This is a genomic window from Pseudomonas sp. BP8 (assembly GCF_017875955.1).
GTDB lineage: Bacteria > Pseudomonadota > Gammaproteobacteria > Pseudomonadales > Pseudomonadaceae > Aquipseudomonas.
In genome coordinates, this window is sequence record NZ_JAGINK010000001.1 from 5,563,003 (window position 1) to 5,587,972 (window position 24,970).

Genomic DNA, 24,970 nt, shown 5'->3' on the forward strand with positions numbered 1-24,970 from the left:
TATACCCCTGATAAATTCCATTAATCAGCCTGGCGACGCAAGAATGCCGGGATATCCAGGTAGTCCAAGTCATCCTGAGGGTTCAGTTTAGCTGCCGCGGCGGCGCCTGCATGAGCCTGGTTGCGCATCACGGTAGGACGCTCCAGGTCACGGTAGTTGACCGCTGGCTGCTCCTGACGGGCAGGTGCCGGGTTAGACGCCTCGTAGGCCGCGTGCGCGGTCTGCAGGGTGTTGTCGACGATCTTCACCGGCTTCTCGATGCGCGCACCCAGGCCAGTAGCGACCACGGTGACGTGCAGCTCGTCGCGCATGTCCGGATCGATCACCGTGCCGACCTTGACCATCGCGTGGTCCGAGGCAAAGGCTTCGATGATGCTACCCACATCGGAGTACTCACCCAGCGACAGGTCAGGACCTGCGGTGATGTTCACCAGGATACCGCGTGCACCCTGCAGGTTGACGTCTTCGAGCAGCGGGTTGCGAATGGCCGCTTCGGTAGCCTCGCGCGCACGGTTAGGACCGCTGGCGCAGCCGGTCCCCATCATGGCCATGCCCATCTCGCCCATTACGGTACGTACGTCGGCGAAGTCGACGTTGATCATGCCCGGACGCTTGATGATGTCGGAAATACCGCGCACGGCGCCGGCCAGCACGTCGTCAGCCTTGGCAAAGGCGGACAGCAGGCTGGCATCCTTGCCCAGGATGGTCAGCAGCTTCTCGTTGGGGATGGTGATCAGCGAGTCGACGCTCTCAGCCAGCATGCGGATGCCTTCATCGGCAATCTGCATGCGCTTGCGGCCTTCGAACGGGAACGGACGGGTCACCACGGCGACGGTGAGGATGCCCATTTCCTTCGCTACTTCAGCGATGATCGGCGCCGCACCGGTACCGGTACCGCCACCCATGCCAGTGGTGATGAACACCATGTTGGTGCCCTGCAGCACTTCGGCAATGCGCTCACGGTCTTCCAGCGCGGCCTGACGACCGACTTCCGGATTGGCGCCGGCGCCAAGACCCTTGGTCACGCCGGTACCCAGTTGCAAAATGGTCCGCGCGCCGATGCTTTTCAGCGCTTGAGCATCGGTGTTGGCGCAGATGAATTCCACGCCTTCGATGCTGCTCTTGACCATGTGATTGACGGCGTTACCGCCGCCACCACCGACGCCGATCACCTTGATGACCGGACTTTGCGGGACGTTGTCTACGAGCTCGAACATTTTCCCTCTCCTTACAGTTCTCTAGTTGTCGCGCCTACCACTACTGCTTTGAAACTTAGAAATTGCCCTGGACCCAACGCTTGAATCGCTCAAGCACTGGAGCCTTCGGTTCATCGCCATAGCTGTTGTTGCTGCTGTTGCTGTTACCGGTCAGGATCAGGTCTTCGGACTGCTTGAGCAGGCCGTAGGTGAGCAAGCCCACACCGGTGGAATAGATCGGGTTGCGCACCACGTCGCTGAGCCCCCGAACGCTGTGCGGTACGCCCAGGCGTACCGGCATGTGGAAGATTTCCTCGGCCAGTTCAACGGCGCCTTCCATCTTCGCGGTGCCGCCGGTCAGGACGATGCCGGCAGGCACCAGGTCCTCGTAGCCGCTGCGGCGCAGCTCGGCCTGGATCAGGGTGAACAGCTCGTCGTAACGCGGCTCGACCACTTCGGCCAAGGCCTGGCGCGACAGCTCGCGCGGCGGACGGTCGCCGACGCTTGGCACCTTGATGGTTTCGCCGGCACCGGCCAGCTTGGCCAGGGCGCAGGCGTAGCGGATCTTGATTTCTTCGGCGTACTGGGTCGGCGTGCGCAGGGCCATGGCGATGTCGTTGGTGACCTGGTCGCCAGCAATCGGGATCACCGCGGTGTGGCGGATCGCGCCTTCGGTGAAGATGGCGATGTCGGTGGTACCGCCGCCAATGTCCACCAGGCACACGCCCAGTTCTTTCTCGTCATCGGTCAGCACCGAGTAGGCCGAAGCCAGTTGCTCGAGGATGATGTCGTCGATTTCCAGGCCGCAGCGGCGCACGCACTTCTCGATGTTCTGCGCGGCGTTGACAGCGCAGGTCACCACGTGGACCTTGGCTTCCAGACGCACCCCCGACATGCCCAGTGGCTCGCGCACGCCTTCCTGGTTGTCGATCACGTAGTCCTGCGGCAGGGTGTGCAGCACCCGCTGGTCAGCCGGGATGGCCACTGCCTGCGCAGCATCGAGCACCCGTTCGAGGTCGGCGGCGCTGACTTCACGATCACGGATGGCGACGATGCCGTGGGAGTTCAGGCTGCGGATATGGTTACCGGCAACACCGACGAACGCCGAGTGGATCCGGCAACCAGCCATCAGCTGGGCCTCTTCGACAGCGCGCTGGATCGACTGCACGGTCGACTCGATGTTGACTACCACGCCCTTTTTCAGGCCGCGGGACGGGTGGGTGCCGATACCGACAATCTCCAGGGTACCGTCTTCGCCGACTTCACCCACCAGCGCCACCACCTTGGAGGTGCCAATGTCGAGCCCGACGATCATTTTGCCGCTATGCGCGTTTGCCATGGTCCTGCCTCTCTCTAATTCTTCGCAACGGCGGGTTGGGCCGTCGTCGGTGCAATCGGTTCCCGCCAGCCAACAGCCAATCCGTTGGCGTAACGCAGATCAACGCGGGCGATATTGGTGATCTGCTCTTTGAGTGTCTTGTCGTAAATGGCAATGAAACGGCGCATCTTTTCCACCAGATGGTCGCGCCCCAACAGCAGCTCGATGCCAGGACCGGCGCTACCGGCACCGGTGGTCAGGAACCAGCTGCCGCGCTCGCGCAGCTCCAGGCGAGCAATGGAAAAGCCCATCGGGCGCAGCATCTGGCTCAATACCTGATACTGCTGCATGACTTGTTGCTGAGCGCGCTGCGGCCCGAACAGCTGCGGCAGGTGCTCATAATTGGCCAGCTCGCGCGGGGTGAATGCCTGGCCCTGGTTGTTGAGCAAGGCTTCGGCACCCCAGCGTGCCACTGGCAGTTGTTCTTCGAGGCGGATCACCACTTCGTCCGGCCACACCCGCCGCACTTCGGCATGGGCGATCCAGGGCATCTGCTCGAGCTCGGCGCGCATCGCGCTGAGGTCGACACTGAAGAAGCTGGCTGCGGTGAACGGCGCAATGCGCTGCTGCACCGCCTGCTGGCTGATGTAGCTGAGGTCGCCCTGCACGGCGATCTTGGTGATCGGCCGGTCGGCGTAGGGCATCAGGCGGATCGCACCTTCGTAGGCAGCAAAACCTGCAGCGACCAGCAGCACCGGCCACAGCAGACGCTTGAACACACTGAAGTTGGCCTTCGGCAGGCGCGCCGACATCGGCTCCTGGGCCACCATTCGGCTGGCGCCACGGGGCACCGGCTTGTTACGGCCGGGAGCGGGTTGCTGATGTCGAAGCATCGCGCCTTGCATGATGGTTAACCTCGGGTGTCGACGCTGGCAGCCAGGATCGCCAGCACCAGCTGCTGGAAGTCCAGGCCGGCCGCGCGGGCCGCCATGGGTACCAGGCTATGATCAGTCATGCCTGGTGCGGTGTTGACTTCAAGCAGCCAGAACCGGCCCTGCTCGTCCTGCATCACGTCCAGCCGGCCCCAGCCTTCGATGCCGATGGCATCGCAGGCGCGCGCGGTCAGTTCGATCAGTTCCTGTTCCTTGGCGCTGTTCAGGCCGCACGGAATGCGGTACTGGGTGTCATTGGCCAGGTACTTGGCGTCGTAGTCGTAGAACACATGCGGCGTGCCGAGGGCGATCGGCGGCAACACCTGGCCACGCAACACGGCGATGGTGAACTCCGGGCCGTGGATCCACTGCTCGACCAGCACCTGCGAGTCGTACTTGGCGGCGTCTTGCCAGGCGGCGACCAGCTCTTCAACGCTGTTCACCTTGGCCATTCCGATACTTGAACCTTCATGGGCGGGTTTGACGATAAGCGGGAAGCCCAGTTCCGTACCGGCTCTAACACAATCGTCTGCGCTGCCCAGCACGGCATGGTGCGGGGTCGGAATACCGAGGCTTTTCCACACTTGCTTGGTGCGCAGCTTGTCCATGGCCAAGGCCGACGCGAGGATGCCGCTGCCGGTATAGGGAATCCCCAGGCACTCGAGCAGGCCTTGCATGCTGCCATCTTCACCGCCGCGGCCGTGGAGGATGATGAACGCGCGGTCGATCTGCTCGCTCTGCAAGCGCGTGAGCAGATCGTCAGCAACATCGATGGCGACCACGTCGACACCGGCAGCGGTCAGCGCCTCGATTACCGCAGCGCCCGACTTCAGCGATACCTCACGCTCGGCGCTCTTGCCGCCGTAGAGCACCGCGACGCGGCCGAACGCCTTGACGTCCAGGGTCGAGTGCAATGTGTCGTAGGCGCTGGTCATTTGGACTTCTCCTGCTTGGCGACGGCGCCGGCGAACAGTGGGCTTTTCATCAGTTGTGGGGCGAGGCCGCCGATGTCACCGGCACCCTGGCACAGCAGGATGTCGCCAGCGCGCAGCAGCGGCTTGACCAGCGGCGCCAGCTCGACGCCGCGCTCGATGTAGATCGGGTCGAGTTGACCGCGCTGACGGATGCTGTGGCACAACTGGCGGCTGTCGGCACCCGGGATCGGCTCTTCGCCGGCCGGGTAGACTTCCATCAGCAGCAGCACGTTGGCATCGGCCAGGACCTGCACGAAGTCGTCGTAAAGGTCGCGGGTGCGGCTGTAGCGGTGCGGCTGGTAGACCATCACCAGGCGCCGGCTCGGCCAGCCGCCACGTACGGCCTTGATTACCGCCGCGACTTCGGTCGGGTGGTGGCCGTAGTCGTCGACCAGCATCACGCTGCCGCCGTCGACCGGCAGTTCGCCGTAGACCTGGAAGCGTCGGCCAACGCCCTGGAAGCCCGACAGCCCCTGAACAATGGCCTCGTCAGTGATGCCTTCGTCAGTGGCAATGGCGATGGTCGCCAGGGCATTGAGCACGTTGTGGTTGCCCGGCATGTTGACCGACACGTCCAACGGCTCGCAGTCGCGACGGAGCACGGTGAAGTGGGTCTGCATGCCCTGCTGGCGCACGTTGATGGCGCGAATATCGGCCTCTTCGCTGAAGCCATAGGTGACAGTCGGACGTTTGACCTGCGGAAGGATCTCGCGCACCACCGGATCGTCCAGGCACATCACTGCCAGACCGTAGAACGGCAGGTTGTGCAGGAACTCGACAAAGGTCTTCTTCAGCTTGTTGAAGTCACCCTCGTAGGTGGCCATGTGGTCGGCATCAATGTTGGTGACCACGGCGACCATCGGCTGCAGGTGCAGGAAGCTGGCGTCGCTCTCGTCCGCTTCGGCGATCAGGTAGCGGCTGGCGCCCAGCTGGGCATTGGTGCCGGCCGCGGTCAGGCGACCACCGATGACGAAGGTAGGATCCAGGCCACCGGCGGCGAACACCGAAGCCAGCAGGCTGGTGGTGGTGGTCTTGCCGTGGGTGCCGGCGACGGCGATGCCGTGGCGATAGCGCATCAGCTCGGCGAGCATCTCGGCCCGTGGCACTACCGGAATGCGCCGCTCGAGGGCGGTGGCGACTTCCGGGTTGGCCGGGTTGATCGCGCTGGACACCACCAGCACATCGGCGCTGGCAGCGTTCTCGGCACGGTGGCCGATAAAGATCTCTGCGCCAAACGACTCCAGGCGCTCGGTGACCGGCGACGCTTTCAGGTCGGAGCCAGACACCTCGTAACCGAGGTTGAGCAGCACTTCGGCGATGCCGCACATGCCTACCCCGCCGATACCGACGAAGTGGATACGGCGGATACGGCCCATTTTCGGTTGGGGCATGGCTTTCTGGGTTTCAACCATGGGCCACCTCCAGGCAGATATCGACCACGGTGCTGGTTGCGGCAGGCTTGGCCAGGCGCCGTGCGGTGCCAGCCATGGTGTTGAGTTTCTCGGGTTGCATCAGCACCTCGTTCAGGCGTTCAGCGAGCTGCGCTGCGCCAGTTGTCGCTTGTGGCATGAGGAAGGCAGCGCCTTCCCGAGCCAGATAATGGGCGTTGTGGGTCTGGTGGTCGTCGATGGCGTGGGGCAAAGGCACCAGCATCGAGGGCAGGCCTGCCGCCGCGAGTTCGCTGACGGTCAGGGCACCGGCCCGGCATACCACCATGTCGGCCCAGCCATAGGCGTGGGCCATGTCCTTGATGAAGGGCTCTACCTGAGCCTCGACCCCGGCTTCGCGATAACGCTCGGCGGTGATCGGTGCATGCTGCTTGCCAGCCTGGTGAAACACCTCTGGGCGTAGCGCTGCAGACACCTCCGACAGGGCCTTAGGTAGCAATTTGTTCAATGGTTCCGCACCCAGGCTGCCGCCGAGTACCAACAGCCGCGCACGGCGCTCGCTCAGGGGCGCACGCTGGGCCTCGAGGAACAGTTCCGGGCGTACCGGGTTGCCGGTGGTCCGGCGCTTGTCGCTGGCGGCAAAAGTGTCCGGGAAAGCTTCGCAGACACGCGCCGCCAGCGGCACCAGCAGGCGATTGGCGGTACCCGCGCGGGCATTCTGTTCGTGGATCACCAGCGGTACACCGCAGAGCTTGGCAGCCACGCCGCCTGGCCCGGTGACATAGCCGCCGAAGCCGATCACGCAGACCGGTTTCAGTTGGCGAATGATCGTGCGCGCCTGCAGCACGGCCTTGATCAGGGTGAACGGCGCCTTGAGCAGCGACAGCTTGCCCTTGCCACGCAGGCCGCTGACCTGGATCAGGTGCAAGGGCAAGCCGGCTTGCGGGACCAGTTCGTTCTCGATCCCACGCGGGGTGCCTAGCCAGTGCACGCTGTAGCCGCGCGCCTGGAACTCACGGGCGCAGGCCAGCGCCGGGAACACATGGCCACCGGTGCCGCCCGCCATGATCAAGACGTTTTTGCCGTCAGCGGCCATGAGTGGTCTCCTCGGCAAAATCGCTTTCATTGAATTCATGCTCTTCGCTGCCCAGGTGGGTGCGACTCTCCCACTCGATCCTTAACAGCAGCCCGACACAGGCACAGCAGATCACCAGCGAGCTGCCGCCGTAACTGAGGAAAGGCAGGGTCAGGCCCTTGGTCGGCAGCAGGCCGACGTTCACCCCGATGTTGATCAGGAACTGACCAATCCACAGGAAGGCCAGGCCAAACGCCATGTAGGCGGCAAAGTATTGCTTGGCCTTTTCTGCCCACAGGCCGATGTACAGCGCCCGCACGGTGACGAACACGAACAGCGCCACGGTGCACAGCGTACCGACCACACCCAGCTCTTCGGCCAGAACCGAGAAGACGAAGTCGGTGTGCGCCTCAGGCAGGTAGAACTGCTTCTGCACGCTGTTGCCCAGGCCAACGCCCAGCCACTCGCCACGACCAAAGGCGATCAGCGCCTGGGTCAGCTGGTAGCCGGAGCCGAACTGATCCGACCACGGGTCGGTAAAGGTGATCAGACGCGCCATTCGATAGGGCTGCGCCTGGACCAGGACAAACACCGCGACCACCGCCAGGACCACCATCAGCGAGAAGCGGAACAGCCCCACCCCGCCAAGGAACAGCATCGCCGCCGCGGCGCCCATCATCACCACAGTGGCGCCGAAGTCCGGCTCCATCAGCAGCAGGCCGGCCATTGGCAGGAGGACGATGAACGGCTTGAAGAAGCCCATCCAGCTCTCGCGCACTTCCTGCTGGCGACGCACCAGGTAACCGGCCAGGTAGATGACCACGAAGACCTTGGCGATCTCCGACGGCTGCACGTTGAAGAAGCTGAAGCCGATCCAGCGCATCGAACCGTTCACTTCACGGCCAATACCCGGCACCAGCACCAGGAACAGCAAGCCAAAGGCACCGAGCAGCATCAGGAAGCCCATGCGCTGCCAGGTGGCGATCGGCACCATCATGGTCATGCCACAGGCCACCAGGCCCAGAGCGACGTAAATCAGGTGGCGGAACATGTGATAGAGCGGGTTGCCCGACTGCACCGCAGCCACTTCCGACGAGGCCGAGGTGATCATCACCAGGCCCAGGCCAAGCAGCGCCAGGCAGCCAGCGAGGAAGGCAAAGTCGAGATCGATGCCACGGCCACTGATCAGCGGCGACGGGTACGGCTTGAGGATGCCGAAGATCATGCCAGACCTCCCGCCGCCTGGGCGAACAGGCGCCCACGCTCTTCGAAGTTCTTGAACATGTCGAGGCTGGCACAGGCCGGCGAGAGCAATACCGCGTCGCCGGATTGCGCCAGCGCTGCGCACTGCTGCACGGCCTCGTCGAGGGTCTGCACACGAACCTGCTGCACGCCCTCGCCCAAGGCTTGAGCGAGTCGCTCGGCATCACGACCGAGCAGAACCACGGCGCGGCAATAACGGCCGACCGGCTCGCGCAGGGCCGAGAAGTCGGCACCCTTGCCGTCGCCACCGGCGATCAACACCAGCTTGCCGTCGATATCGGCGCCCAGGCCTTCGATGGCCGCCAGCGCGGCACCGACATTGGTAGCCTTGGAATCGTCGTACCAGTTGACGCCATTGCGCTCGCGCACCCACTGGCAACGATGGGCCAGGCCGCCGAACTCGCGCAGGGCCTCGAGCATCGGCTCAAAAGGCAAACCCACGGCATGGCCGAGGGCCAGCGCCGCCAGGGCGTTGCTCTGGTTGTGAGCGCCGCGGACTTTCAGCTCGCGCACCGGCATCAGGGTCTGGAACTCGAATGCCAGGCACTTCTCGCCGTCGACTTCACGCAGGCCAAAGGCCTTGAAGTCTGGCGCGTTCAAGCCAAAGCTCCAGCACGGGCGACCTTCAACCGGCAACGGCCGGCTAAGGGCGTCCTGGCGGTTCACCACGACCTGATTGGCACCGCGGAAGATGCGGTGCTTGGCCAGGTGATAAGCCGGCAGGCCACTGTAGCGATCCATGTGGTCTTCGCTGATGTTGAGCACGGTGGCCACTTCGGCATTGAGCTGATCGGTGGTCTCCAGCTGAAAACTGGACAGTTCCATCACGTACAGCTCGACGCTGTCGTCGAGCAGGTCAAGCGCTGGCGTACCCAGGTTGCCGCCAACCGCGACGCGCTTGCCGGCCTTGGCCGCCATCTCACCGACCAGGGTGGTCACCGTGCTCTTGGCGTTCGAGCCACTGATGGCAATGATTGGCGCCTTGGTGTTACGCGCGAACAGCTCGATGTCGCCGGACAGCTTGACGCCACGCGCGGCTGCTTGCTGCAGGGCCGGGGTGGCCAAGGCCAGACCCGGGCTCACGTACAACTCGTTGGCGCGGCAGAGGAAGTCCACGTCGAGTTCGCCACAGCGTACTTCCACCTGCGGGTAGTCACGGCGCAGGGTGTCCAGTTCCGGCGGTTGCTCGCGAGTGTCGGCGACCGCAAAGGCAATGCCCCGGCTCGCCAGGAAGCGAACCAGGGACATGCCGCTCTTGCCGAGGCCGACAACGATGCGGAATTGGTCGGAAGCGATCAGTGACACGCTCGTCTACCTCAGTTTCAGGGTTGCAAGGCCGATCAGCACCAGGATCACGGTGATAATCCAGAAGCGGACGATCACCCGTGGTTCAGGCCAACCCTTGAGTTCAAAGTGGTGGTGAATCGGCGCCATACGGAATACGCGCTTGCCGGTCAACTTGAACGACGCGACCTGGATAACCACCGACAGGGTTTCCATGACGAACACGCCACCCATGATGAACAGGACGATTTCCTGGCGCACGATCACGGCGATGGTGCCCAGCGCGGCGCCCAGTGCCAGTGCACCGACGTCACCCATGAAGACCTGGGCCGGATAGGTGTTGAACCAGAGGAAGCCCAGCCCGGCACCGATCAGGGCGCCGCAGAACACGATCAGTTCGCCGGCACCGGGTACGTAAGGGATCAGCAGGTATTCGGCGAACTTCACGTTACCCGACAGGTAGCAGAAGATGCCCAGCGCACCCCCGACCATCACGGTGGGCATGATCGCCAGGCCATCGAGGCCGTCGGTCAGGTTGACCGCGTTGCTCGAGCCGACGATGACGAAATAGGTCAGCACCACGAAGCCGATACCCAAGGCAATCGTGACGTCCTTGGCGAATGGCACGATCAGCGTGGTTTCGACGCTGGTCGGTGCAGTCATGTACAGGAAGATCGCCGCGCCCAGGCCGAACACCGACTGCCAGAAGTACTTCCAGCGGCTCGGCAGGCCACGCGAATTCTTTTCGATTACCTTGCGATAGTCGTCGACCCAGCCGATGGCACCAAACAGCAGGGTCACGATCAGTACGACCCAGACATAGCGGTTGCTCAGGTCAGCCCAAAGCAAGGTGCTGATGGCGATGGCCGACAGGATCAAGGCGCCACCCATGGTCGGCGTACCCGACTTGGACAGGTGCGATTGTGGACCGTCGTTGCGCACAGCCTGACCGATCTGACGGATCTGCAGGGTACGAATCATCCAAGGGCCCAGCCACAGCGACAGCGACAGCGCGGTCAGTACACCGAGAATCCCGCGCAGGGACAGGTACTGGAAGACCGCGAAGCCTTTGTGGAACTGCTGCAGATACTCAGCCAACAGCAAAAGCATTAATGTTTCTCCCCGCTGGCACCGCACAATGCCGCCACGACGTTTTCCATCGCAGCGCTGCGCGAGCCCTTGATCAAGATAGTGGTGTCGCTGGCGCTCTCGCCGCTTACAGCGTCGATCAGCTCAGCTTGAGTTGCGAAATGACGGCCATTGGCGCCGAACGCGGTAACCGCATGGGTCATGTTGCTGCCCACTGCGTACAGGGCGTCAACCTTGCCGCGGGCGTAGTCGCCCACCTGCCGGTGTCCTTCCTGCGCCCATTGCCCCAGTTCGCCGATATCCCCGAGCACCAGAACGGTGCGACCGGAAAAGCCGGCGAGTATATCAATGGCGGCGCACATCGAGGTGGGATTTGCGTTGTAACTGTCATCGATGACCCGCACACCGTTTGCCGCAATCTGCGCCACGGTGCGGCCCTTGACCGGCTGCACAGCATTCAGGCCAGCGCCGATGCCGGGCAGGCTGATGCCCAGGGCATGGGCAGCGGCGGCGGCGGCCAGGGCGTTGCTGACGTTATGCGTACCGAGCAGGTTCAGTTGCACCGGCACCGAGCCACCTGGGCCGTGCAAGGTGAAGGCAGGGCAACCACGCGCGTCGCGACCGATGTCGCTGGCGTGGAAATCGGCCTGAGGGTTGTTCAAGGCGAAACTGAGGATGCGCTGGCTACCGGCACGCTTCTGCCAGATGGCAAACGCCTTGTCGTCCAGGTTGAGGACGGCCGTACCACCCTCACCCAGGCCTTCGAGGATCTCGCCCTTGGCTTCGACGATTTTTTCCGGACCGCCGAACTCGCCTACGTGCGCAGTACCGGCGTTGTTGATGATCACGACCTGCGGCTGGGTCAGGCCAACCGTGTAACGGATCTCGCCAATGCGCGAAGCGCCCAGCTCGATCACCGCCGCACTGTGTTCGGCAGCAATCTCCAGCAGGGTCAGCGGCGCACCCAGGTCATTGTTGAGGTTGCCACGCGTGGCCAGCACCGGGCCACGGGTGCGCAGGATGCAGGCAAGCATCTCTTTCACCGTGGTCTTGCCACTGGAGCCGGTAATGGCGGCGACGGGCTTGTCGAACAGCGCGCGGTTCAGTGCGCCCAGCTGGCCCAGCGCCAGGCGGCAATCGGCGACTACCAGTTGTGGCAGGTCGACACCGGCCACCTCGCGCTCCACCAGCGCCGCTACGGCGCCCTTGGCCTGGACATCGGCCAGGTAATCGTGGCCATCGAAACGTGGGCCAGTGAGGGCCACGAACAATTGACCGCCAGCGACTGTGCGGCTGTCGATGCTGACACCGCAGAAGCTGATATCGGCGCCCACCTGCCGCGCCTGCAACGGCGCGGTCAGTTGGCTGAGGGTCATGGGCTCAAGCATGTGCAGCCTCCCAGGTAGCCAGTGCCTTCTCGGCCTCGACCAGATCGGAGAAATCGTGACGCTCGCCGTTGATTTCCTGGTAATCCTCGTGACCCTTGCCAGCCAGGACGATAACGTCGTCGGCCGCTGCGCTGGCGATCAGATGGGCGATGGCCGCGCCGCGGCCACTGATGAACTCGACGTCACCCGGCTGGGCGAAACCCGGGCGGATGTCGTCGAAGATCAGCGCGGGGTCTTCGCTGCGCGGATTGTCGTCGGTGACCAGCACGCGATCAGCCAGGCGTTCAGCCACTTCAGCCATCAACGGACGCTTGCCGCGGTCCCGGTCGCCGCCGCAGCCGAACAGGCACAGCAGCTTGCCATGCGCGTGCGGGCGCAGCGCTTCGAGGACCTTCTCCAGCGCGTCGGGGGTGTGCGCGTAATCGACCACCACCAACGGCTTGTCACCACCGCCCAGGCGTTGCATACGGCCAACCGGCCCTTGCAGCTGCGAGGTCACCTTGAGGATTTCATCCAGCGAGTAGTCCAGCGCCAACAGGCTCGCTACCGCAGCGAGCATGTTGCTCAGGTTGAAGCGACCGAGCAGTTGGCTACGCAGGGTACGCTCGCCCTGCGCGGTTACCAGAATGGCGCGTACGCCATCGTCGTCGAACGTGGCTTCACGGCAGAACAGCGACGCCTCGGGGTCTTCCAGGCTGTAGCTGAGCAGACGGGTCTCGACGTGATCGGCAGTCGGCAGGCGAGCGAAGTCGGCCGCCAGGCGACGACCGAAGCCATCATCGAGGTTGACCACCTGGCTGCGCAGGTTGGGCCAGGCGAACAACTTGGCCTTGGCCGCTTCGTAGGCCTGCATGCTGCCATGGTAGTCAAGGTGATCGCGCGAGAGGTTGGTCATCACCGCAATATCAAAGGCCAGCGCGGCAACCCGCCCCTGTTCCAGGGCGTGCGAAGACACTTCCATGGCCACAGCCTTGGCGCCGCTCTTCCTCAAGTCATAGAGGGTTGCCTGCACGGCAATCGGGTCCGGCGTGGTCAACCGACCGCTCTGCAGTTCGCCGTAGAAACCGGTACCCAGGGTGCCGATCAACCCGCAGCGCTGCCCCAGCACATCAAGTGCCTGCGCCAGCAACTGGGTGACGCTGGTCTTGCCGTTGGTGCCGGTCACACCGATCAGGTTCAGCTGACGACTCGGTTCGCCATAGAAACGCCCGGCGATCTCCGACAGCTGGCCAATCAGGCCCTTGACCGGGATCAGCGCCACGTCGGTCAGCGGCAACACGGTGGCGCCTTGTTCTTCATAGGCGACCGCGGCAGCGCCACGGGCCAGGGCATCGGCAATATGGTCACGGCCGTCGACCTTGGCGCCTGGCACAGCCAGGAACAGGTCACCCGGACGCACGGCGCGGCTGTCCAGGGTCAATTCGCGGATCAGCGGATCGCGGCTGGCATGGGCGAACAGCTTGCTCAGTGGCATCGTCATCAACCACGCCCTCCTTTGGCTACGGCGGCATTCACCTGCTGCGGCGCAACAGGGGCGACAGGGGCAGGCGGCGGCAGGTTATCTGGTGGTACGTTCATCAAGCGCAGGGTGCCCGACATGACCTTGCTGAATACCGGCGCAGAGACCAGGCCACCGAAGTAGCCACCCTTGCTCGGCTCGTCGATGACCACAACAATGGCGTAACGCGGGTCACTCATCGGACCGAAGCCGGCGAACAGCGAGCGGTAGGCGTTTTCGGTGTAGCCCTTGGCGCCGACCGTGGCCTTACGCGCGGTACCAGACTTGCCGCCCACGTGATAGAACGGCACCTGCGCGCGATAGACGCCACGCGGCGCCTCGATCACTTGCTGAAGCATGCCCTGAATGGTTTCGGCGGTTTCCTTCGGTACGACCTGAGTGGACTCAGGGACCTTGTCGACCTTGACGATGCTCAGCGGCACCATCTTGCCGTCGTTGGCCAGCGCGGCGTAGGCATGCACCAGTTGCAGGGCAGTCACCGACAGGCCGTAGCCATACGACAGGGTCGCAGTCTCAGCCTTGCGCCACTCGCGGTGGTTCGGCAGGTTGCCGACGCGCTCGCCAGGGAACCCAAGGCCGGTGTACTGGCCAAGACCCAGCTGCGACATGACCCGATAGATGGCTTCGCCACCGATGTCGAAGGCGATCTTGCTCATGCCGACGTTACTGGAGTTGATCAGAATGCCGGTCAAGTCGAGGACCGGCCCTTCACTGCGCGACACGTCCTTGATGGTGTAGCGACCAATCTGCAGGCTGCCCGGGTAGACCTCGACCTTGTCGGTCGGCTTCCAGCGGCCACTCTGCAGGGCTGCGCTCATCGACAGCGGCTTGACCGTGGAGCCGGGCTCGAACACGTCGATGATCGCCCGGTTACGCATGGCCGCCGGGAACATGCTGCGGCGATTGTTCGGGTTGTAGGTCGGCTGGTTGACCATCGCCAGCACTTCGCCGGTCTTGACGTCCATGATCACCAGGCTGCCGGCCTTGGCTTCCTGCTCGGCAATGGCGTTGCGCAGTTCGCGGGTGGCCAGGTACTGCAGGCGCAGGTCGATCGACAACGCCAAGGTCGAACCGGCCTTGGCGTTTTTGGTGACCTGGATGTCCTTGATCAGCCGGCCGCGCCGGTCCTTGATCACCTGGCGCTTGCCGGGGACTCCGGCCAGCCACTCGTCGTAGGCCAGTTCGACCCCTTCACGACCGTGGTCGTCGAGGTCGGTGAAGCCGACCATGTGCGCGGTGACGTCACCGGCCGGGTAGAAGCGGCGGAACTCTTCCATGCCATACACGCCAGGGACCTTCAGGTCGAGCACCTGCTGGCCCTGCTCCGGGGTAAGGCCGCGGACCAGATAAATGAATTCTTTGCTGGCCTGCTGGGTAAGACGCTCGGTCAGCTGCTGCGGGTTTTGCCCGAGCACGGCGGCCAGTTGCGCCCAGCGGTCCTTGTAGGGCTGCATTTCCTTGGGGTTGGCCCACAGCGTGGTCACTGGGGTACTGACCGCCAGAGGCTCGCCGTTACGGTCGGTAATCAGCCCGCGGTGCGCAGGTATGTTGATATGGCGCAAGCTGCGTGCATCGCCTTGCCCTTTGAGGAAGGCGCGGTCAACCACCTGCAGGTCGATGATGCGCCAGCAGATCGCGCCGACCATCAACGCCAGCAGGCCGATCACGACGCGGAACCGCCAAGGATAGAGCGCCCCCTCGAGTTTCATCATGGCGCCACCATCCGCACTTCGTCTGCGGCGGGCACACGCATCTTCAATTGCTCGGTAGCCAGGCTTTCGATACGGCTATGGGCGGTCCAGGTGCTTTGCTCGAGAATCAGCCGCCCCCATTCGGCCTGGGCCTTGTCGCGCTCGCTCAGTTCACCGAACAGGGTGTTGAGCAGCTGACGGTTCCAGTGCGCGCTATAGGAAACAGCGATCGCCGAAGCCAGCACGGCGACAAACAGCAGAAGCATCAGGAAGCTTCCGCCTGGCAGCGGTTTGGCGAATAGCCGGCTCAACGCAATTTCTCCGCCACCCGCATGACAGCGCTACGCGCCCGCGGGTTGGCTTTGAGTTCTGCGTCAGAGGCGAACTGCGCCTTGCCGATCAGGCGTACTTTCGGTTCGAAGACTTTGTGCTGCACCGGCAGGTTGCGCGGCAGGTTGTCTGCCTCGCCCTTGACCAGCTTGCGCATGAACAGCTTGACGATGCGGTCTTCCAGCGAATGGAAGCTGATCACCACCAGGCGACCGCCGATTTCCAGCGCCTCGAGGGCGGCTTCCAGGCCGGTTTCAAGGTCGCCCAGTTCGTTGTTGACGTGGATGCGCAGCCCCTGGAAGGCCCGGGTCGCCGGATTCTTGCCTTTTTCCCAGGCCGGGTTGGCGACCTTGAGCACTTCGGCCAGGTCGGCGGTGCGCTCGAACGGTTTGATCACACGGCGTTCGACCACCGCACGCGCCATCCGTCCGGAAAAACGCTCTTCGCCGTATTCCTTGAACACGCGGGCGATTTCTTCGACGGGTGCGCTGGCGATGAACTCGGCAGCGCTGATGCCCTGGCCAGGGTTCATGCGCATGTCCAGCGGGCCGTCATTCAGAAAGCTGAAACCACGCGACGCATCGTCGAGCTGCGGCGAAGAGACGCCCAGGTCAAGCAGTACCCCGCTGACCTTGCCTGCCAGGCCGCGCTCGGCGAACTCATCGCCCATTTCAGCAAAGCTGCGCTGCACAATGACGAAGCGGCCGTCTTCGGCCGCCAGCGTTTGCCCCGTGGCAATCGCTTGAGGATCTTTATCGAACCCCAGCAGATGCCCCTGCGGCCCCAATTTACTGAGGATCAGACGACTGTGCCCACCGCGGCCGAAGGTGCCGTCGACGTAGCAACCGTCGGCGCGCAGGGCCAGTGCCTCGACAGCTTCGTCGAGCAGCACGGTGATGTGGTTGAAGCCGCTATCTATGGTCACAGGATCAGGTCACGCAATTCATCGGGCATGGCGCCCGGTTGTTGAATAGCTGCAAGATCGGCTGCCGAAACCGCGTTCCAGGCATCCTCATCCCACAGCTGGAATTTGTTCAGTTGCCCCACCAACATCGCCTTCTTGTCGAGCTTGGCGTACTCACGCAGGCGGGGCGGTACCAAAAAACGACCACTGCCATCGAGCTCCAGGTCAACCGCGTTACCGATCAGCAAGCGCTGAAGGCGGCGGTTTTCCTCACGCAACGACGGCAAGGCACGCAACTTGGCTTCTATCTGTTCCCACTCATCGAGCGGGTATACGCATAAGCAGGGGTCGACCGCGTCAATGGTGACGATCAGCTGGCTGCGGCATCGCGAATCAAGCTCGTCACGGTACCGACTCGGCATGGCGAGTCTGCCCTTTGCATCGAGGCTGACGGCGTTGGCTCCGCGGAACACGGCTGTGATCCCCACAATATTAGCGTTTTTGTGTCAGAAAACCCACTTCATCCCACTTTCTGCCACTTGCGCACACTATAGGAATCCGCCCGCCACACCGTCAAGGCACGCTCGTAGGGAAATCCCTTACATGGCGGAGATTTAGCTCAACAAGGCGATGATAAAGGAGTAATAGCTAGGGATTACGGGACGAAAAACCGTATGCACTCAGATGGATAGAGTGTGAAGTTAATGTAATTTATGAGGAGTAAGATTTTTTCGGTATTACCAACGCGGTCCTGCTATCGATTCAAGCAGGGAGGGGAAAAGGTGGAGAGTCGATCTATAAGCCGGGTTTTGTCGAGGACAGTCATTCCTCTACGACGGCCATCACTGGACGCCTCTAGCAACCTACCCGGTTCCGACGCGGGCCACGCCTAATGGAACCCTATTTGGTCTTGCTCCGAGTGGGGTTTACCTAGCCACGAACTGTTGCCAGACGTGCGGTGCGCTCTTACCGCACCTTTTCACCCTTACCGGCACCGAAGTGCTTAGGCGGTTATTTTCTGTGGCACTTTCCGTAGGCTCGCGCCTCCCAGGGGTTACCTGGCACTCTGCCCTATGGAGCCCGGACTTTCCTCCCCCCTCTTTTGCGGAACAAAAGAAGGCAGCGACTGTCCAATCGACTCTCCGCCGACAAGGTTAACGGCACGCGCGCCCAAGAACAAGTGATATAGCAGACTAAATCGTCTGAATCGCCTGCGCTTACTGGGTTTTCTGTTTTTCCAGGGCCGCCTGATACAGCAGGTTCTTGCGCACCCCGGTAATTTCCGCAGCCAAGGCCGCTGCCCGCTTCAGCGGCAGTTCGGCCAACAGCAGATCCAGCACCCGCTGCGCCTCGGCACTGATTGCCTGCTCGTCTGCCGGGGCGCTCCAGCCGCCGACCAGGACCACGCACTCGCCCCGCTGCTGATTACTGTCGGCGGCGACGAAGGCGTGCAGTTCAGCCAACGGCAGGCCCTTGAGGGTCTCGAACGTTTTGGTCAGCTCACGCCCCAGCAGTGCCGGACGCTCCCCGCCAAAGACCGCCGCCATGTCCTCGAGGCACTCGAGAATGCGATGCGGCGCTTCATAGAAGATCAATGTGCGCGGCTCTTCCTTGACCTGCTCCAGCCGCGCACGGCGTCCGGCCGTCTTGGCCGGCAAGAAGCCCTCGAAGATAAACCGGTCAGACGGCAGCCCGGCAGCCGACAGCGCAGCGATCAGCGCACACGCCCCCGGCACCGGCACAACCTGCACCCCGGCCGCCCGCGCTTGACGCACCAAGTGGTAACCCGGGTCGGAGATCAGCGGGGTGCCGGCGTCGGATACCAGCGCCACATCGTCACCGGCCAACAGCCGGGTGATGAAGCGACTGCCCTCGTCACGCTCATTATGCTCATGGCAGGCGGCCAGCGGCGTACCAATACCGAAATGTTGCATCAGGCGCACCGAGTGGCGGGTATCTTCGGCAGCGATCAGGGCAACATCGGCCAGCACCTTGAGGGCCCGCGCACTGATGTCATCGAGGTTGCCGATGGGCGTTGCGACCACGTACAGCGTACCTGTGGTGGATTTCGAAGCCCCTGCTACATCTGTCACTGCGCGCACCTGTCTTTCGGATCAAAGGCGCCATTGTAGCCCGAGCCTTTGCAATAGGGCGCAATGAACTTCACCCGCGCTCGGCTCCAGGCGACCTATAGTGAAGGTTCCGCGTCAGCAACATCGCGCCCCGGCCAGTGGTTGGGTACAATTGCCGGCCAACTTGATCGAGTAACAGGACTTTTACATGATCGCTTGCCTGCGGCTGTTTTCAGCCCTCTGCCTCGCTGCCCTGCTGGCGGCCTGCGCCAGCTCGCCCTCATCCAGCCTGGGCGAACTCCCGCGCACCCCGGATGCCAGCATCGAGCAACTGCTCGAAAAAGCGGCAACCAGCAAGTCGCCGGAGGACGCCGCCCTGCTGCGCCTGAGCGCCGCCGACCTGGCCTACACGCAGAAGGACTACCCACGCGCCGCACGCATCCTCGAGCAGGTTCCGCTGGAGCCGCTCAAGCCTGCGCAGCAAGTGTTCGCCAGCACCCTGAGCGCTGAACTGGCCATGAGCCGCAACCAGCCCAAGGCCGCCCTCAGCGCTCTCGCCCACCCCAGTCTGCAGCGCCTGAGCGAGCTGCCGCCGGAGCAGCAGGTGCGCACCTACAGCGTCCACGCTGCCGCCCTCGAGGCCGACGGCCAGACCCTCCCGGCTGCGCAACAGCGGGTGCTGCTTGCGCCGCTGCTCAGCGGCCAGGCCGCCACCGCCAACAACGATGCGATCTGGTCGCTGGTCGCCGCATTGCCGGCCGAGCAACTGCAAGCTGGCGGCACCGATGTCCTGGCTGGCTGGACCAGCCTGGCCCTGGCCGTGAAAAGCGCCGGCACCCTCGAACAGCAGCAGGCTGCGATCGACACCTGGCGCAGTCAGCACGCCGATCACCCGGCCGCCCAGCAACTGCCGAGCGCCCTGGTCAAGCTCAAGGAGCTGGCCAGCCAGCCATTGACCAAGATCGCCCTGCTGCTGCCCCAGGAAGGCCAGTTGGCCGGTGTTGCCCGCGCCCTGCGCGACGGCTTCATGGCTGCCCACTTCCAGGCCCAGCAATCCGGTCAACCCGCACCTGCCGTGCAGGTGTTCGACAGCTCGCGTATCAGCTCGCTGGATGACTTCTACCGCCAGGCCCAGGCCAGTGGCGTGCAACTGGTCATCGGCCCGCTGGAAAAACCGCTGGTGAAAAAGCTCGCTGCCTACCCGCAGCTGCCGATCACCACCCTTGCCCTGAACTATGCCGACGCGGGCCAGAAAGCGCCGCCGCAGCTGTTCCAGTTCGGCTTGGCCGCAGAAGACGAAGCGCGCGAAGTCTCGCGCCGCGCCCGCGCCGACGGCAAGGTCCGCGCCGTCGCCCTGGTACCGAGTGGTGAGTGGGGCGACCGCGTCCTGGCCGCTTTCCGCAGCGACTGGGAAAGCAATGGCGGCACCCTGCTGGCCGCTGAGCGCATCGCCCAGCCGGTTGCCCTGGCCCAACAGATCGCCGAGCTGTTCCAGCTGCGCCAGAGCGAAGGTCGCGCCAAGAGCCTGCAGAGCACCGTGGGCGGCAACATCGCCGCACAGCCGTCACGTCGCCAGGACATCGATTTCCTCTTCCTCGCCTCGACCCCACAGCAGGCCCAGCAGATCAAGCCGACGCTGAACTTCCAGTACGCCGGTGACGTGCCGGTCTACGCCACCTCGAACCTGTACAGCGCCAGCGGTGACGTCAACCAGTACAACGACATGAACGGCATTCGCTTCTGCGAAACGCCTTGGCTGCTCGACACCAGCAACAGCCTGCGCCAGCAAGTTGTCCAGCAGTGGCCACAAGCGGCCGGCAGCCTTGGCCGCCTGTATGCGATGGGGGTTGATGCCTATAGCCTGGCGCCACGCCTGGGCCAACTGAAGGCCCTGCCCGACAACCGCGTCGAAGGGCTTTCCGGCAGCCTGAGCATGAACCCCAACCAGCGCATCGAACGCCAACTGCCGTGGGCAGAGTTCAGCGGTGGTCAGGTCAAGCGCCTGCCGGACACCCCGCGCTGATGCTTGAGGCATCGTCCACCAGCGCCGGACAGGCCGCTGAAAACCAGGCCCTCGAATACCTTCAGGGGCAAGGTTTTCAGCTACTGACGCGCAACTGGCGATGCAAGGGCGGCGAGCTTGATCTGGTCATGCTCGACGCCGATACAGTAGTATTCGTCGAAGTCCGCTATCGGCTGCATGCGAACTTCGGCGGCGCTCTCGGCAGTATTGATCGGCGCAAGCAGAAACGCCTGGCGCTAGCCGCCAATCTGTTCCTGCTCAAGGAGTCCCGCTGGGCCAACTTTCCCTGCCGCTTCGATGTAGTCGCCCTGCAAGGCGCTGGCCATGCAGGCCAACCGCTGCAATGGCTGAAAAACGCCTTCGAATGCTGAACCCATTCCGAATTTTTTGCTCTATGTTTCGCGGGCTGGTCCTTGTTGCGCGCTGCGCGGGCCACCGCCCCTCTTAAGGTCACACCAGATGGACATGCAATCCCGAATTCGCCGGCTGTTTCAGGCCAGCATCGACACCAAGCAACAGGCAATGGACATCCTGGCACCGCACATCGAGCAGGCCAGCCTGGTCATGGTCAATGCACTGCTCAACGAGGGCAAGATGCTCGCCTGCGGCAACGGCGGCTCGGCCGGCGACGCCCAGCATTTCTCTTCGGAGTTGCTCAATCGCTTCGAGCGTGAGCGGCCGAGCCTGCCGGCGATCGCCTTGACCACCGACAGCTCGACGATCACCTCGATCGCCAATGACTACAGCTACAACGAAATCTTCTCCAAGCAGATTCGTGCACTGGGTCAGCCTGGCGATGTCCTGCTGGCGATTTCCACCAGCGGCAATTCGGCCAACGTGATACAAGCGATTCAGGCCGCACATGACCGCGAAATGATTGTCGTAGCTATGACCGGGCGCGACGGCGGAGGCATGGCCTCGCTGCTGCTGCCTGAAGACGTGGAGATTCGCGTACCGTCGACGGTTACCGCGCGCATCCAGGAAGTCCACCTGCTGGCGATCCACTGCCTGTGCGATCTGATCGACAGCCAACTGTTCGGGAGTGAAGAATGATCCCCAAGCGTTTCGGCCTGATGGCCCTGACCCTGTGCCTGAGCATCTCCGGCTGCAGCTCGGTACTGACCTCGACCCGCGACAATCCCATCGAGGATGATCGCGGCACCCGTACCATCGGCAGCAAGATTGACGACTCGTTGATCGAGACCAAGGTGTCGGTCAACATCGCCAAGGCCAACCCAGATCTGGACAAGGGCTCGCACATCGTCGTCAGCAGTTACAACGGTGTTGTCCTGCTGGCCGGGCAGACCCCGCGCGCCGACCTCAAAAGCCTCGCCGAGCAAACCGCTGGCCAGGTGCAACGGGTCAAGAAGGTGCACAACGAGATCCAGGTGATCCAACCGTCGTCGATCCTCGCCCGTAACAACGATGCGTGGCTGACTACCAAGATCAAGACGCAGATGCTCGGTGATGCCAACGTTCCGGGTTCGCGCATCAAGGTGATCACCGAGAACGGTATCGTCTATTTGCTCGGCCTGGTAACCCAAGCCGAAGCCAATGCTGCAACCAACGTGGTTCAAGGCGTGTCAGGCGTACAGAAAATCGTCAAGTTGTTCGAATACATCGACTAAGCCGCACCTGGCGGGCGCGCTGAGCGTGCCCGCCCTCCTCTCGTGATTCAGGAAATACCCCATGACCAAGTACCTGCTGCCCGCGCTGTTAATCGGCGCCTGCGCGACCCTGGCCGGCTGCTCCACGCCGAGCTTGATCATCATGAACGATGGCCGTGAGATCCAGGCGATCGATCAACCGCATTATGATCGCGCCTCGGGGTTTTATGAGTACGAGCAGCTGGATGGCAAGCGCAGCCGGATCAACAAGGATCAGGTTCGCACCATCAGCGAACTCTGAGGCCCACGCCGAACCTCCGGGAGTGGCGGTGCGGCGATCCGATTTTGCCCGCGAACGGGCGGGCACTGCCCCACCATAAGAAAGTTTCTAATGATCTTTTGGTTTGGCTGGCTGGCTTAGGAATTGTGGGCTTATCCATTTGATGTGGAGGCGCCACTGGCCCCTTCCGCCCTTACGGCGGGTCACTTTTTTTCTTGGAAAAAAGTAACCAAAAACCGCCTGCTCCTGCATCCGGCCCTCCGCTGCGCTACGGGTTCCCTCGCTCCGGTCTTGCTCCGGGAGGACCGCGCTGTACGGCCCATCCTGGGCCTCAGCGCTTTCCGGCCATCCATGGCCTCCACCTCCCTACGCAAGACCTCCACTCGGCCTCCTGACGTCGCGAAGTTACGGGCGGCGTCTGGGCTGGCGTTGTTTTTGATAGTGGCATGGGTGGTGGATATTCGGGCCTCTTCGCGGGGCAAGCCCGCTCCTACAGGATTTGCGCCGAACTCAAAATTTGCGCAATACCTGTAGGAGCGGGCTTGTCCCGCGAAGAGGCCGGTACTGCCAATACAAATCGCAGGGCGCAGCCCTGCCAGCCAACCCACAAATCCGCTGGTAAATAAACAAAAGCGAGAGCGCAGCGATTCGCCAGCAGTTGCCCTGGCTGTTGATCTTGATCTGGCTCTTGATCTACCAGCGACTTCAGGAGGCCGAGTGGAGGTCTTGCGCAGGGAAGTGGAGGCCATGGATGGCCGGAAAGCGCTGAGGCCCAGGATGGGCCGTACAGCGCGGTCCTCCCGGAGCAAGACCTACGCTCGGCCTCCTGAAGTCGCGAAGTTACGGGCGGCGTCTGGGCTGACGTTGTCTTCGATAGTGGCATGGGTGGTGGATATTCGGGCCTTTTCGCGGGGCAAGCCCGCTCCTACAGGATCTGCGCAAATTTGAATTCGGCGCAGTACCTGTAGGAGCGGGCTTGTCCCGCGAAGAGGCCGGCACTGCCAATGCAAATCGCAGGGCGCAGCCCTGCCCAGCCACCCCACAATTCCGCTGATAAATAAACAAAGCGAGAGCGCAGCGATTCGCCAGCCGTTGCCCTGGCTGTTGATCTTGATCTTGCTCTTGATCTACCAGCGACTTCAGGAGGCCGAGTGGAGGTCTTGCGCAGGGAGGTGGAGGCCATGGATGGCCGGAAAGCGCTGAGGCCCAGGATGGGCCGTACAGCGCGGTCCTCCCGGAGCAAGACCGGAGCGAGGGAACCCGCAGCGCAGCGAAGGGCCGGATGCAGGAGCAAGCGGTTTTTGGTTACTTTTTTCCAAGAAAAAAAGTGACCCGCCGTAAGGGGGGAAGGGGCCCAGAAAAGTCACCACACCAAATGGATAAGCCCCCAACCTACAAAACCCACCCCATCGCGCCCCCAGACAACCCAAAAGACCAATAAAAAAAAGGCGACCTCTGCAGATCGCCTTTTCTCATTACTTGACCACTTTCAGACTAGGCCGCCCAGTCGGACGCGGCGGTTGCCCACCCCCCTCCGGCGGACCATCATCATCCGGCTCCACAGCCTCATCCTCGAACGCTTCGTCTTCCATCAGCGAAGGCTCCAGCTCAAAGACCATACCCTGGCCATTCTCCCGAGCGTAGATGCCCAGGATCGCGCTCACGGGCACATACAGCGAGTGAGCAACACCGCCAAAGCGGCCCTCGAAGCTCACCGCCTCATTGTCCATGTGCAGGTTACGCACCGCACTGGGCGAGACATTCAAGACAATCTGACCGTCACTGGCAAAGCCCTGCGGCACCTGGACCGCCGGATACTCGGCATTGACCAGCATATGGGGCGTGCAATCGTTGTCGACGATCCACTCGTACAGTGCTCTAACCAGATAGGGGCGACTGGAGTTCATCAACGGCTCCTTAAAGCTTGCGCATTTCACGTTCAGCAGCAGACAGGCTCGCCTGGAAAGGCTCGCGGGCGAACTGTCGCTCCATATAATCAAGCAGCGGCTTGGCTTGCCGCGGCAATTCGATACCCATTACCGGCAAACGCCAGAGTATGGGCAATAGACAACAATCGACCAGGCTTTGCTCATCACTCATGAAGCAGGCCATTTCGCCGAATAACGGCGCAACACCGGTGAGGCTCTCACGCAGCTCCTTGCGCGCTTGCGTACGCGCAGCGTCAGCACTGCGCTTGTCGAGCAGCACATCAGCCAGCGCACACCAGTCACGCTGGATCCGGTGCATGAGCAAGCGACTGTTGCCACGCCCGACCGGATATACCGGCATCAGCGGCGGGTGTGGATAACGCTCATCGAGGTATTCCATGACCACGGTCGATTCGTACAGTGCCAAATCCCGGTCGACCAGGGTTGGCACACTGCCATAAGGGTTCACTTCAACCAGCTTGGGTGGCAGACGCCCAGGATCGACGTCAATGATCTGCACGCTGATCGCCTTCTCGGCGAGCACAAGGCGCACGCGATGAGAGTAGTGATCAGCGGGATCGGAATAGCAGGCTAACCTGTTGGTTACGCCCATGAAGCGCCTCCTCGCATGGGGATGCTTGCGAAACTGAAATGCAAACGCGCCCTGGGAGACCCCTCCACTGTCGCGGGGGGCGCCCCAGGGCGCGTT

Annotated in this window: 23 protein-coding genes and 1 other RNA gene; 5 read left to right on the forward strand and 19 right to left on the reverse strand. The window is 62.9% G+C overall.

Annotated elements, in window-relative coordinates; genetic code table 11:
* Positions 1 to 20: 20 nt before the first annotated feature.
* The 17 genes from ftsZ to rsmI form a co-directional block, all read right to left on the reverse strand.
* Positions 21 to 1,217, reverse strand: a complete 1,197-nt coding sequence (ftsZ, locus tag J3B00_RS24335; protein ID WP_209873271.1) for a cell division protein FtsZ — start codon at positions 1,215 to 1,217, stop codon at positions 21 to 23.
* A gap of 55 nt (positions 1,218 to 1,272) precedes the next feature.
* Complete coding sequence (gene ftsA / locus J3B00_RS24340) at positions 1,273 to 2,535, reverse strand: cell division protein FtsA (RefSeq protein ID WP_209873274.1); 1,263 nt, start codon at positions 2,533 to 2,535, stop codon at positions 1,273 to 1,275.
* Positions 2,536 to 2,549: 14 nt separating this feature from the next.
* Positions 2,550 to 3,419, reverse strand: a complete 870-nt coding sequence (locus J3B00_RS24345; RefSeq protein ID WP_209873277.1) for a cell division protein FtsQ/DivIB — start codon at positions 3,417 to 3,419, stop codon at positions 2,550 to 2,552.
* A gap of 5 nt (positions 3,420 to 3,424) precedes the next feature.
* Positions 3,425 to 4,381, reverse strand: a complete 957-nt coding sequence (locus J3B00_RS24350; protein ID WP_209873281.1) for a D-alanine--D-alanine ligase — start codon at positions 4,379 to 4,381, stop codon at positions 3,425 to 3,427.
* Positions 4,378 to 5,832, reverse strand: a complete 1,455-nt coding sequence (murC, locus tag J3B00_RS24355) for a UDP-N-acetylmuramate--L-alanine ligase (RefSeq protein WP_209873285.1) — start codon at positions 5,830 to 5,832, stop codon at positions 4,378 to 4,380. The genes J3B00_RS24350 and murC overlap by 4 nt, the downstream gene beginning before the upstream one ends.
* Positions 5,825 to 6,904, reverse strand: coding sequence for an undecaprenyldiphospho-muramoylpentapeptide beta-N-acetylglucosaminyltransferase (gene murG / locus J3B00_RS24360; RefSeq protein WP_209873288.1), 1,080 nt, complete (start codon positions 6,902 to 6,904; stop codon positions 5,825 to 5,827). The genes murC and murG overlap by 8 nt, the downstream gene beginning before the upstream one ends.
* Positions 6,894 to 8,105 carry a putative lipid II flippase FtsW gene (gene ftsW / locus J3B00_RS24365; RefSeq protein ID WP_209875138.1) on the reverse strand — a complete coding sequence of 404 codons (1,212 nt, stop codon included), beginning with the start codon at positions 8,103 to 8,105 and terminating at the stop codon, positions 6,894 to 6,896. Before ftsW ends, murG begins: the two co-directional genes overlap by 11 nt.
* Positions 8,105 to 9,451, reverse strand: coding sequence for a UDP-N-acetylmuramoyl-L-alanine--D-glutamate ligase (gene murD, locus J3B00_RS24370; RefSeq protein WP_209873291.1), 1,347 nt, complete (start codon positions 9,449 to 9,451; stop codon positions 8,105 to 8,107). Before murD ends, ftsW begins: the two co-directional genes overlap by 1 nt.
* A gap of 6 nt (positions 9,452 to 9,457) precedes the next feature.
* Positions 9,458 to 10,540 carry a phospho-N-acetylmuramoyl-pentapeptide-transferase gene (gene mraY, locus J3B00_RS24375; RefSeq protein ID WP_209873294.1) on the reverse strand — a complete coding sequence of 361 codons (1,083 nt, stop codon included), beginning with the start codon at positions 10,538 to 10,540 and terminating at the stop codon, positions 9,458 to 9,460.
* Positions 10,540 to 11,907 (reverse strand): UDP-N-acetylmuramoyl-tripeptide--D-alanyl-D-alanine ligase, encoded by a 1,368-nt coding sequence (gene murF / locus J3B00_RS24380; protein ID WP_209873297.1) that lies wholly within the window; start codon positions 11,905 to 11,907, stop codon positions 10,540 to 10,542. Before murF ends, mraY begins: the two co-directional genes overlap by 1 nt.
* Positions 11,900 to 13,387 carry a UDP-N-acetylmuramoyl-L-alanyl-D-glutamate--2,6-diaminopimelate ligase gene (locus tag J3B00_RS24385; RefSeq protein ID WP_209873300.1) on the reverse strand — a complete coding sequence of 496 codons (1,488 nt, stop codon included), beginning with the start codon at positions 13,385 to 13,387 and terminating at the stop codon, positions 11,900 to 11,902. Before J3B00_RS24385 ends, murF begins: the two co-directional genes overlap by 8 nt.
* Positions 13,387 to 15,135: a penicillin-binding protein 2 gene (locus J3B00_RS24390; protein ID WP_209875141.1), complete on the reverse strand. Its 1,749-nt coding sequence runs from the start codon at positions 15,133 to 15,135 to the stop codon at positions 13,387 to 13,389. Before J3B00_RS24390 ends, J3B00_RS24385 begins: the two co-directional genes overlap by 1 nt.
* Complete coding sequence (gene ftsL, locus J3B00_RS24395) at positions 15,135 to 15,428, reverse strand: cell division protein FtsL (RefSeq protein WP_209873303.1); 294 nt, start codon at positions 15,426 to 15,428, stop codon at positions 15,135 to 15,137. The genes J3B00_RS24390 and ftsL overlap by 1 nt, the downstream gene beginning before the upstream one ends.
* Positions 15,425 to 16,366 (reverse strand): 16S rRNA (cytosine(1402)-N(4))-methyltransferase RsmH, encoded by a 942-nt coding sequence (gene rsmH / locus J3B00_RS24400; protein WP_209875144.1) that lies wholly within the window; start codon positions 16,364 to 16,366, stop codon positions 15,425 to 15,427. Before rsmH ends, ftsL begins: the two co-directional genes overlap by 4 nt.
* Positions 16,367 to 16,368: 2 nt before the next feature.
* Positions 16,369 to 16,824: a division/cell wall cluster transcriptional repressor MraZ gene (gene mraZ, locus J3B00_RS24405; RefSeq protein WP_209873307.1), complete on the reverse strand. Its 456-nt coding sequence runs from the start codon at positions 16,822 to 16,824 to the stop codon at positions 16,369 to 16,371.
* A 309-nt stretch (positions 16,825 to 17,133) separates the two neighbouring features.
* An RNA gene (gene rnpB, locus J3B00_RS24410) (RNase P RNA component class A) lies at positions 17,134 to 17,493 on the reverse strand.
* A gap of 75 nt (positions 17,494 to 17,568) precedes the next feature.
* Complete coding sequence (rsmI, locus tag J3B00_RS24415; protein ID WP_209873310.1) at positions 17,569 to 18,444, reverse strand: 16S rRNA (cytidine(1402)-2'-O)-methyltransferase; 876 nt, start codon at positions 18,442 to 18,444, stop codon at positions 17,569 to 17,571.
* A gap of 187 nt (positions 18,445 to 18,631) precedes the next feature.
* Here rsmI and J3B00_RS24420 point away from each other — a divergent pair, with 187 nt between their 5' ends.
* From J3B00_RS24420 to J3B00_RS24440, 5 genes are all read left to right on the forward strand, one after another.
* Entirely contained in the window at positions 18,632 to 20,446 is a 1,815-nt protein-coding gene (locus J3B00_RS24420) for a penicillin-binding protein activator (protein WP_209873313.1), read from the forward strand.
* Positions 20,446 to 20,817, forward strand: coding sequence for a YraN family protein (locus tag J3B00_RS24425; RefSeq protein ID WP_209873317.1), 372 nt, complete (start codon positions 20,446 to 20,448; stop codon positions 20,815 to 20,817). Before J3B00_RS24420 ends, J3B00_RS24425 begins: the two co-directional genes overlap by 1 nt.
* 88 nt (positions 20,818 to 20,905) lie before the next feature.
* A complete protein-coding gene (locus tag J3B00_RS24430; protein WP_209873320.1) occupies positions 20,906 to 21,499 on the forward strand; it encodes a phosphoheptose isomerase in 594 nt (197 codons plus the stop codon).
* The gene (locus tag J3B00_RS24435; protein ID WP_209873323.1) at positions 21,496 to 22,074 is read left to right on the forward strand and encodes a BON domain-containing protein; all 579 of its coding nucleotides are present in this window, start codon (positions 21,496 to 21,498) and stop codon (positions 22,072 to 22,074) included. The genes J3B00_RS24430 and J3B00_RS24435 overlap by 4 nt, the downstream gene beginning before the upstream one ends.
* Before the next feature lie 61 nt (positions 22,075 to 22,135).
* A complete protein-coding gene (locus J3B00_RS24440) occupies positions 22,136 to 22,354 on the forward strand; it encodes a YgdI/YgdR family lipoprotein (protein ID WP_209873327.1) in 219 nt (72 codons plus the stop codon).
* Between the two features lie 1,454 nt (positions 22,355 to 23,808).
* Here J3B00_RS24440 and J3B00_RS24445 read toward each other — a convergent pair.
* Together J3B00_RS24445 and J3B00_RS24450 are read right to left on the reverse strand one after the other, a co-directional pair.
* Entirely contained in the window at positions 23,809 to 24,240 is a 432-nt protein-coding gene (locus tag J3B00_RS24445) for a ClpXP protease specificity-enhancing factor (protein ID WP_209873330.1), read from the reverse strand.
* Between the two features lie 10 nt (positions 24,241 to 24,250).
* Positions 24,251 to 24,874 (reverse strand): glutathione S-transferase N-terminal domain-containing protein, encoded by a 624-nt coding sequence (locus J3B00_RS24450; protein ID WP_209873333.1) that lies wholly within the window; start codon positions 24,872 to 24,874, stop codon positions 24,251 to 24,253.
* Positions 24,875 to 24,970 lie beyond the last annotated feature (96 nt).

Bases quoted from the DNA above. Each gene is read 5' to 3' on its own strand.
- ftsZ (WP_209873271.1), bottom strand. From the start codon at position 1,217: ATGTTCGAGCTCGTAGACAACGTCCCGCAAAGTCCGGTCATCAAGGTG.
- ftsA (WP_209873274.1), bottom strand. From the start codon at position 2,535: ATGGCAAACGCGCATAGCGGCAAAATGATCGTCGGGCTCGACATTGGC.
- J3B00_RS24345 (WP_209873277.1), bottom strand. From the start codon at position 3,419: ATGCAAGGCGCGATGCTTCGACATCAGCAACCCGCTCCCGGCCGTAAC.
- J3B00_RS24350 (WP_209873281.1), bottom strand. From the start codon at position 4,381: ATGACCAGCGCCTACGACACATTGCACTCGACCCTGGACGTCAAGGCG.
- murC (WP_209873285.1), bottom strand. From the start codon at position 5,832: ATGGTTGAAACCCAGAAAGCCATGCCCCAACCGAAAATGGGCCGTATC.
- murG (WP_209873288.1), bottom strand. From the start codon at position 6,904: ATGGCCGCTGACGGCAAAAACGTCTTGATCATGGCGGGCGGCACCGGT.
- mraY (WP_209873294.1), bottom strand. From the start codon at position 10,540: ATGCTTTTGCTGTTGGCTGAGTATCTGCAGCAGTTCCACAAAGGCTTC.
- murF (WP_209873297.1), bottom strand. From the start codon at position 11,907: ATGCTTGAGCCCATGACCCTCAGCCAACTGACCGCGCCGTTGCAGGCG.
- J3B00_RS24385 (WP_209873300.1), bottom strand. From the start codon at position 13,387: ATGACGATGCCACTGAGCAAGCTGTTCGCCCATGCCAGCCGCGATCCG.
- J3B00_RS24390 (WP_209875141.1), bottom strand. From the start codon at position 15,135: ATGAAACTCGAGGGGGCGCTCTATCCTTGGCGGTTCCGCGTCGTGATC.
- J3B00_RS24420 (WP_209873313.1), top strand. From the start codon at position 18,632: ATGATCGCTTGCCTGCGGCTGTTTTCAGCCCTCTGCCTCGCTGCCCTG.
- J3B00_RS24425 (WP_209873317.1), top strand. From the start codon at position 20,446: ATGCTTGAGGCATCGTCCACCAGCGCCGGACAGGCCGCTGAAAACCAG.
- J3B00_RS24430 (WP_209873320.1), top strand. From the start codon at position 20,906: ATGGACATGCAATCCCGAATTCGCCGGCTGTTTCAGGCCAGCATCGAC.
- J3B00_RS24435 (WP_209873323.1), top strand. From the start codon at position 21,496: ATGATCCCCAAGCGTTTCGGCCTGATGGCCCTGACCCTGTGCCTGAGC.
- J3B00_RS24440 (WP_209873327.1), top strand. From the start codon at position 22,136: ATGACCAAGTACCTGCTGCCCGCGCTGTTAATCGGCGCCTGCGCGACC.
- J3B00_RS24445 (WP_209873330.1), bottom strand. From the start codon at position 24,240: ATGAACTCCAGTCGCCCCTATCTGGTTAGAGCACTGTACGAGTGGATC.
- J3B00_RS24450 (WP_209873333.1), bottom strand. From the start codon at position 24,874: ATGGGCGTAACCAACAGGTTAGCCTGCTATTCCGATCCCGCTGATCAC.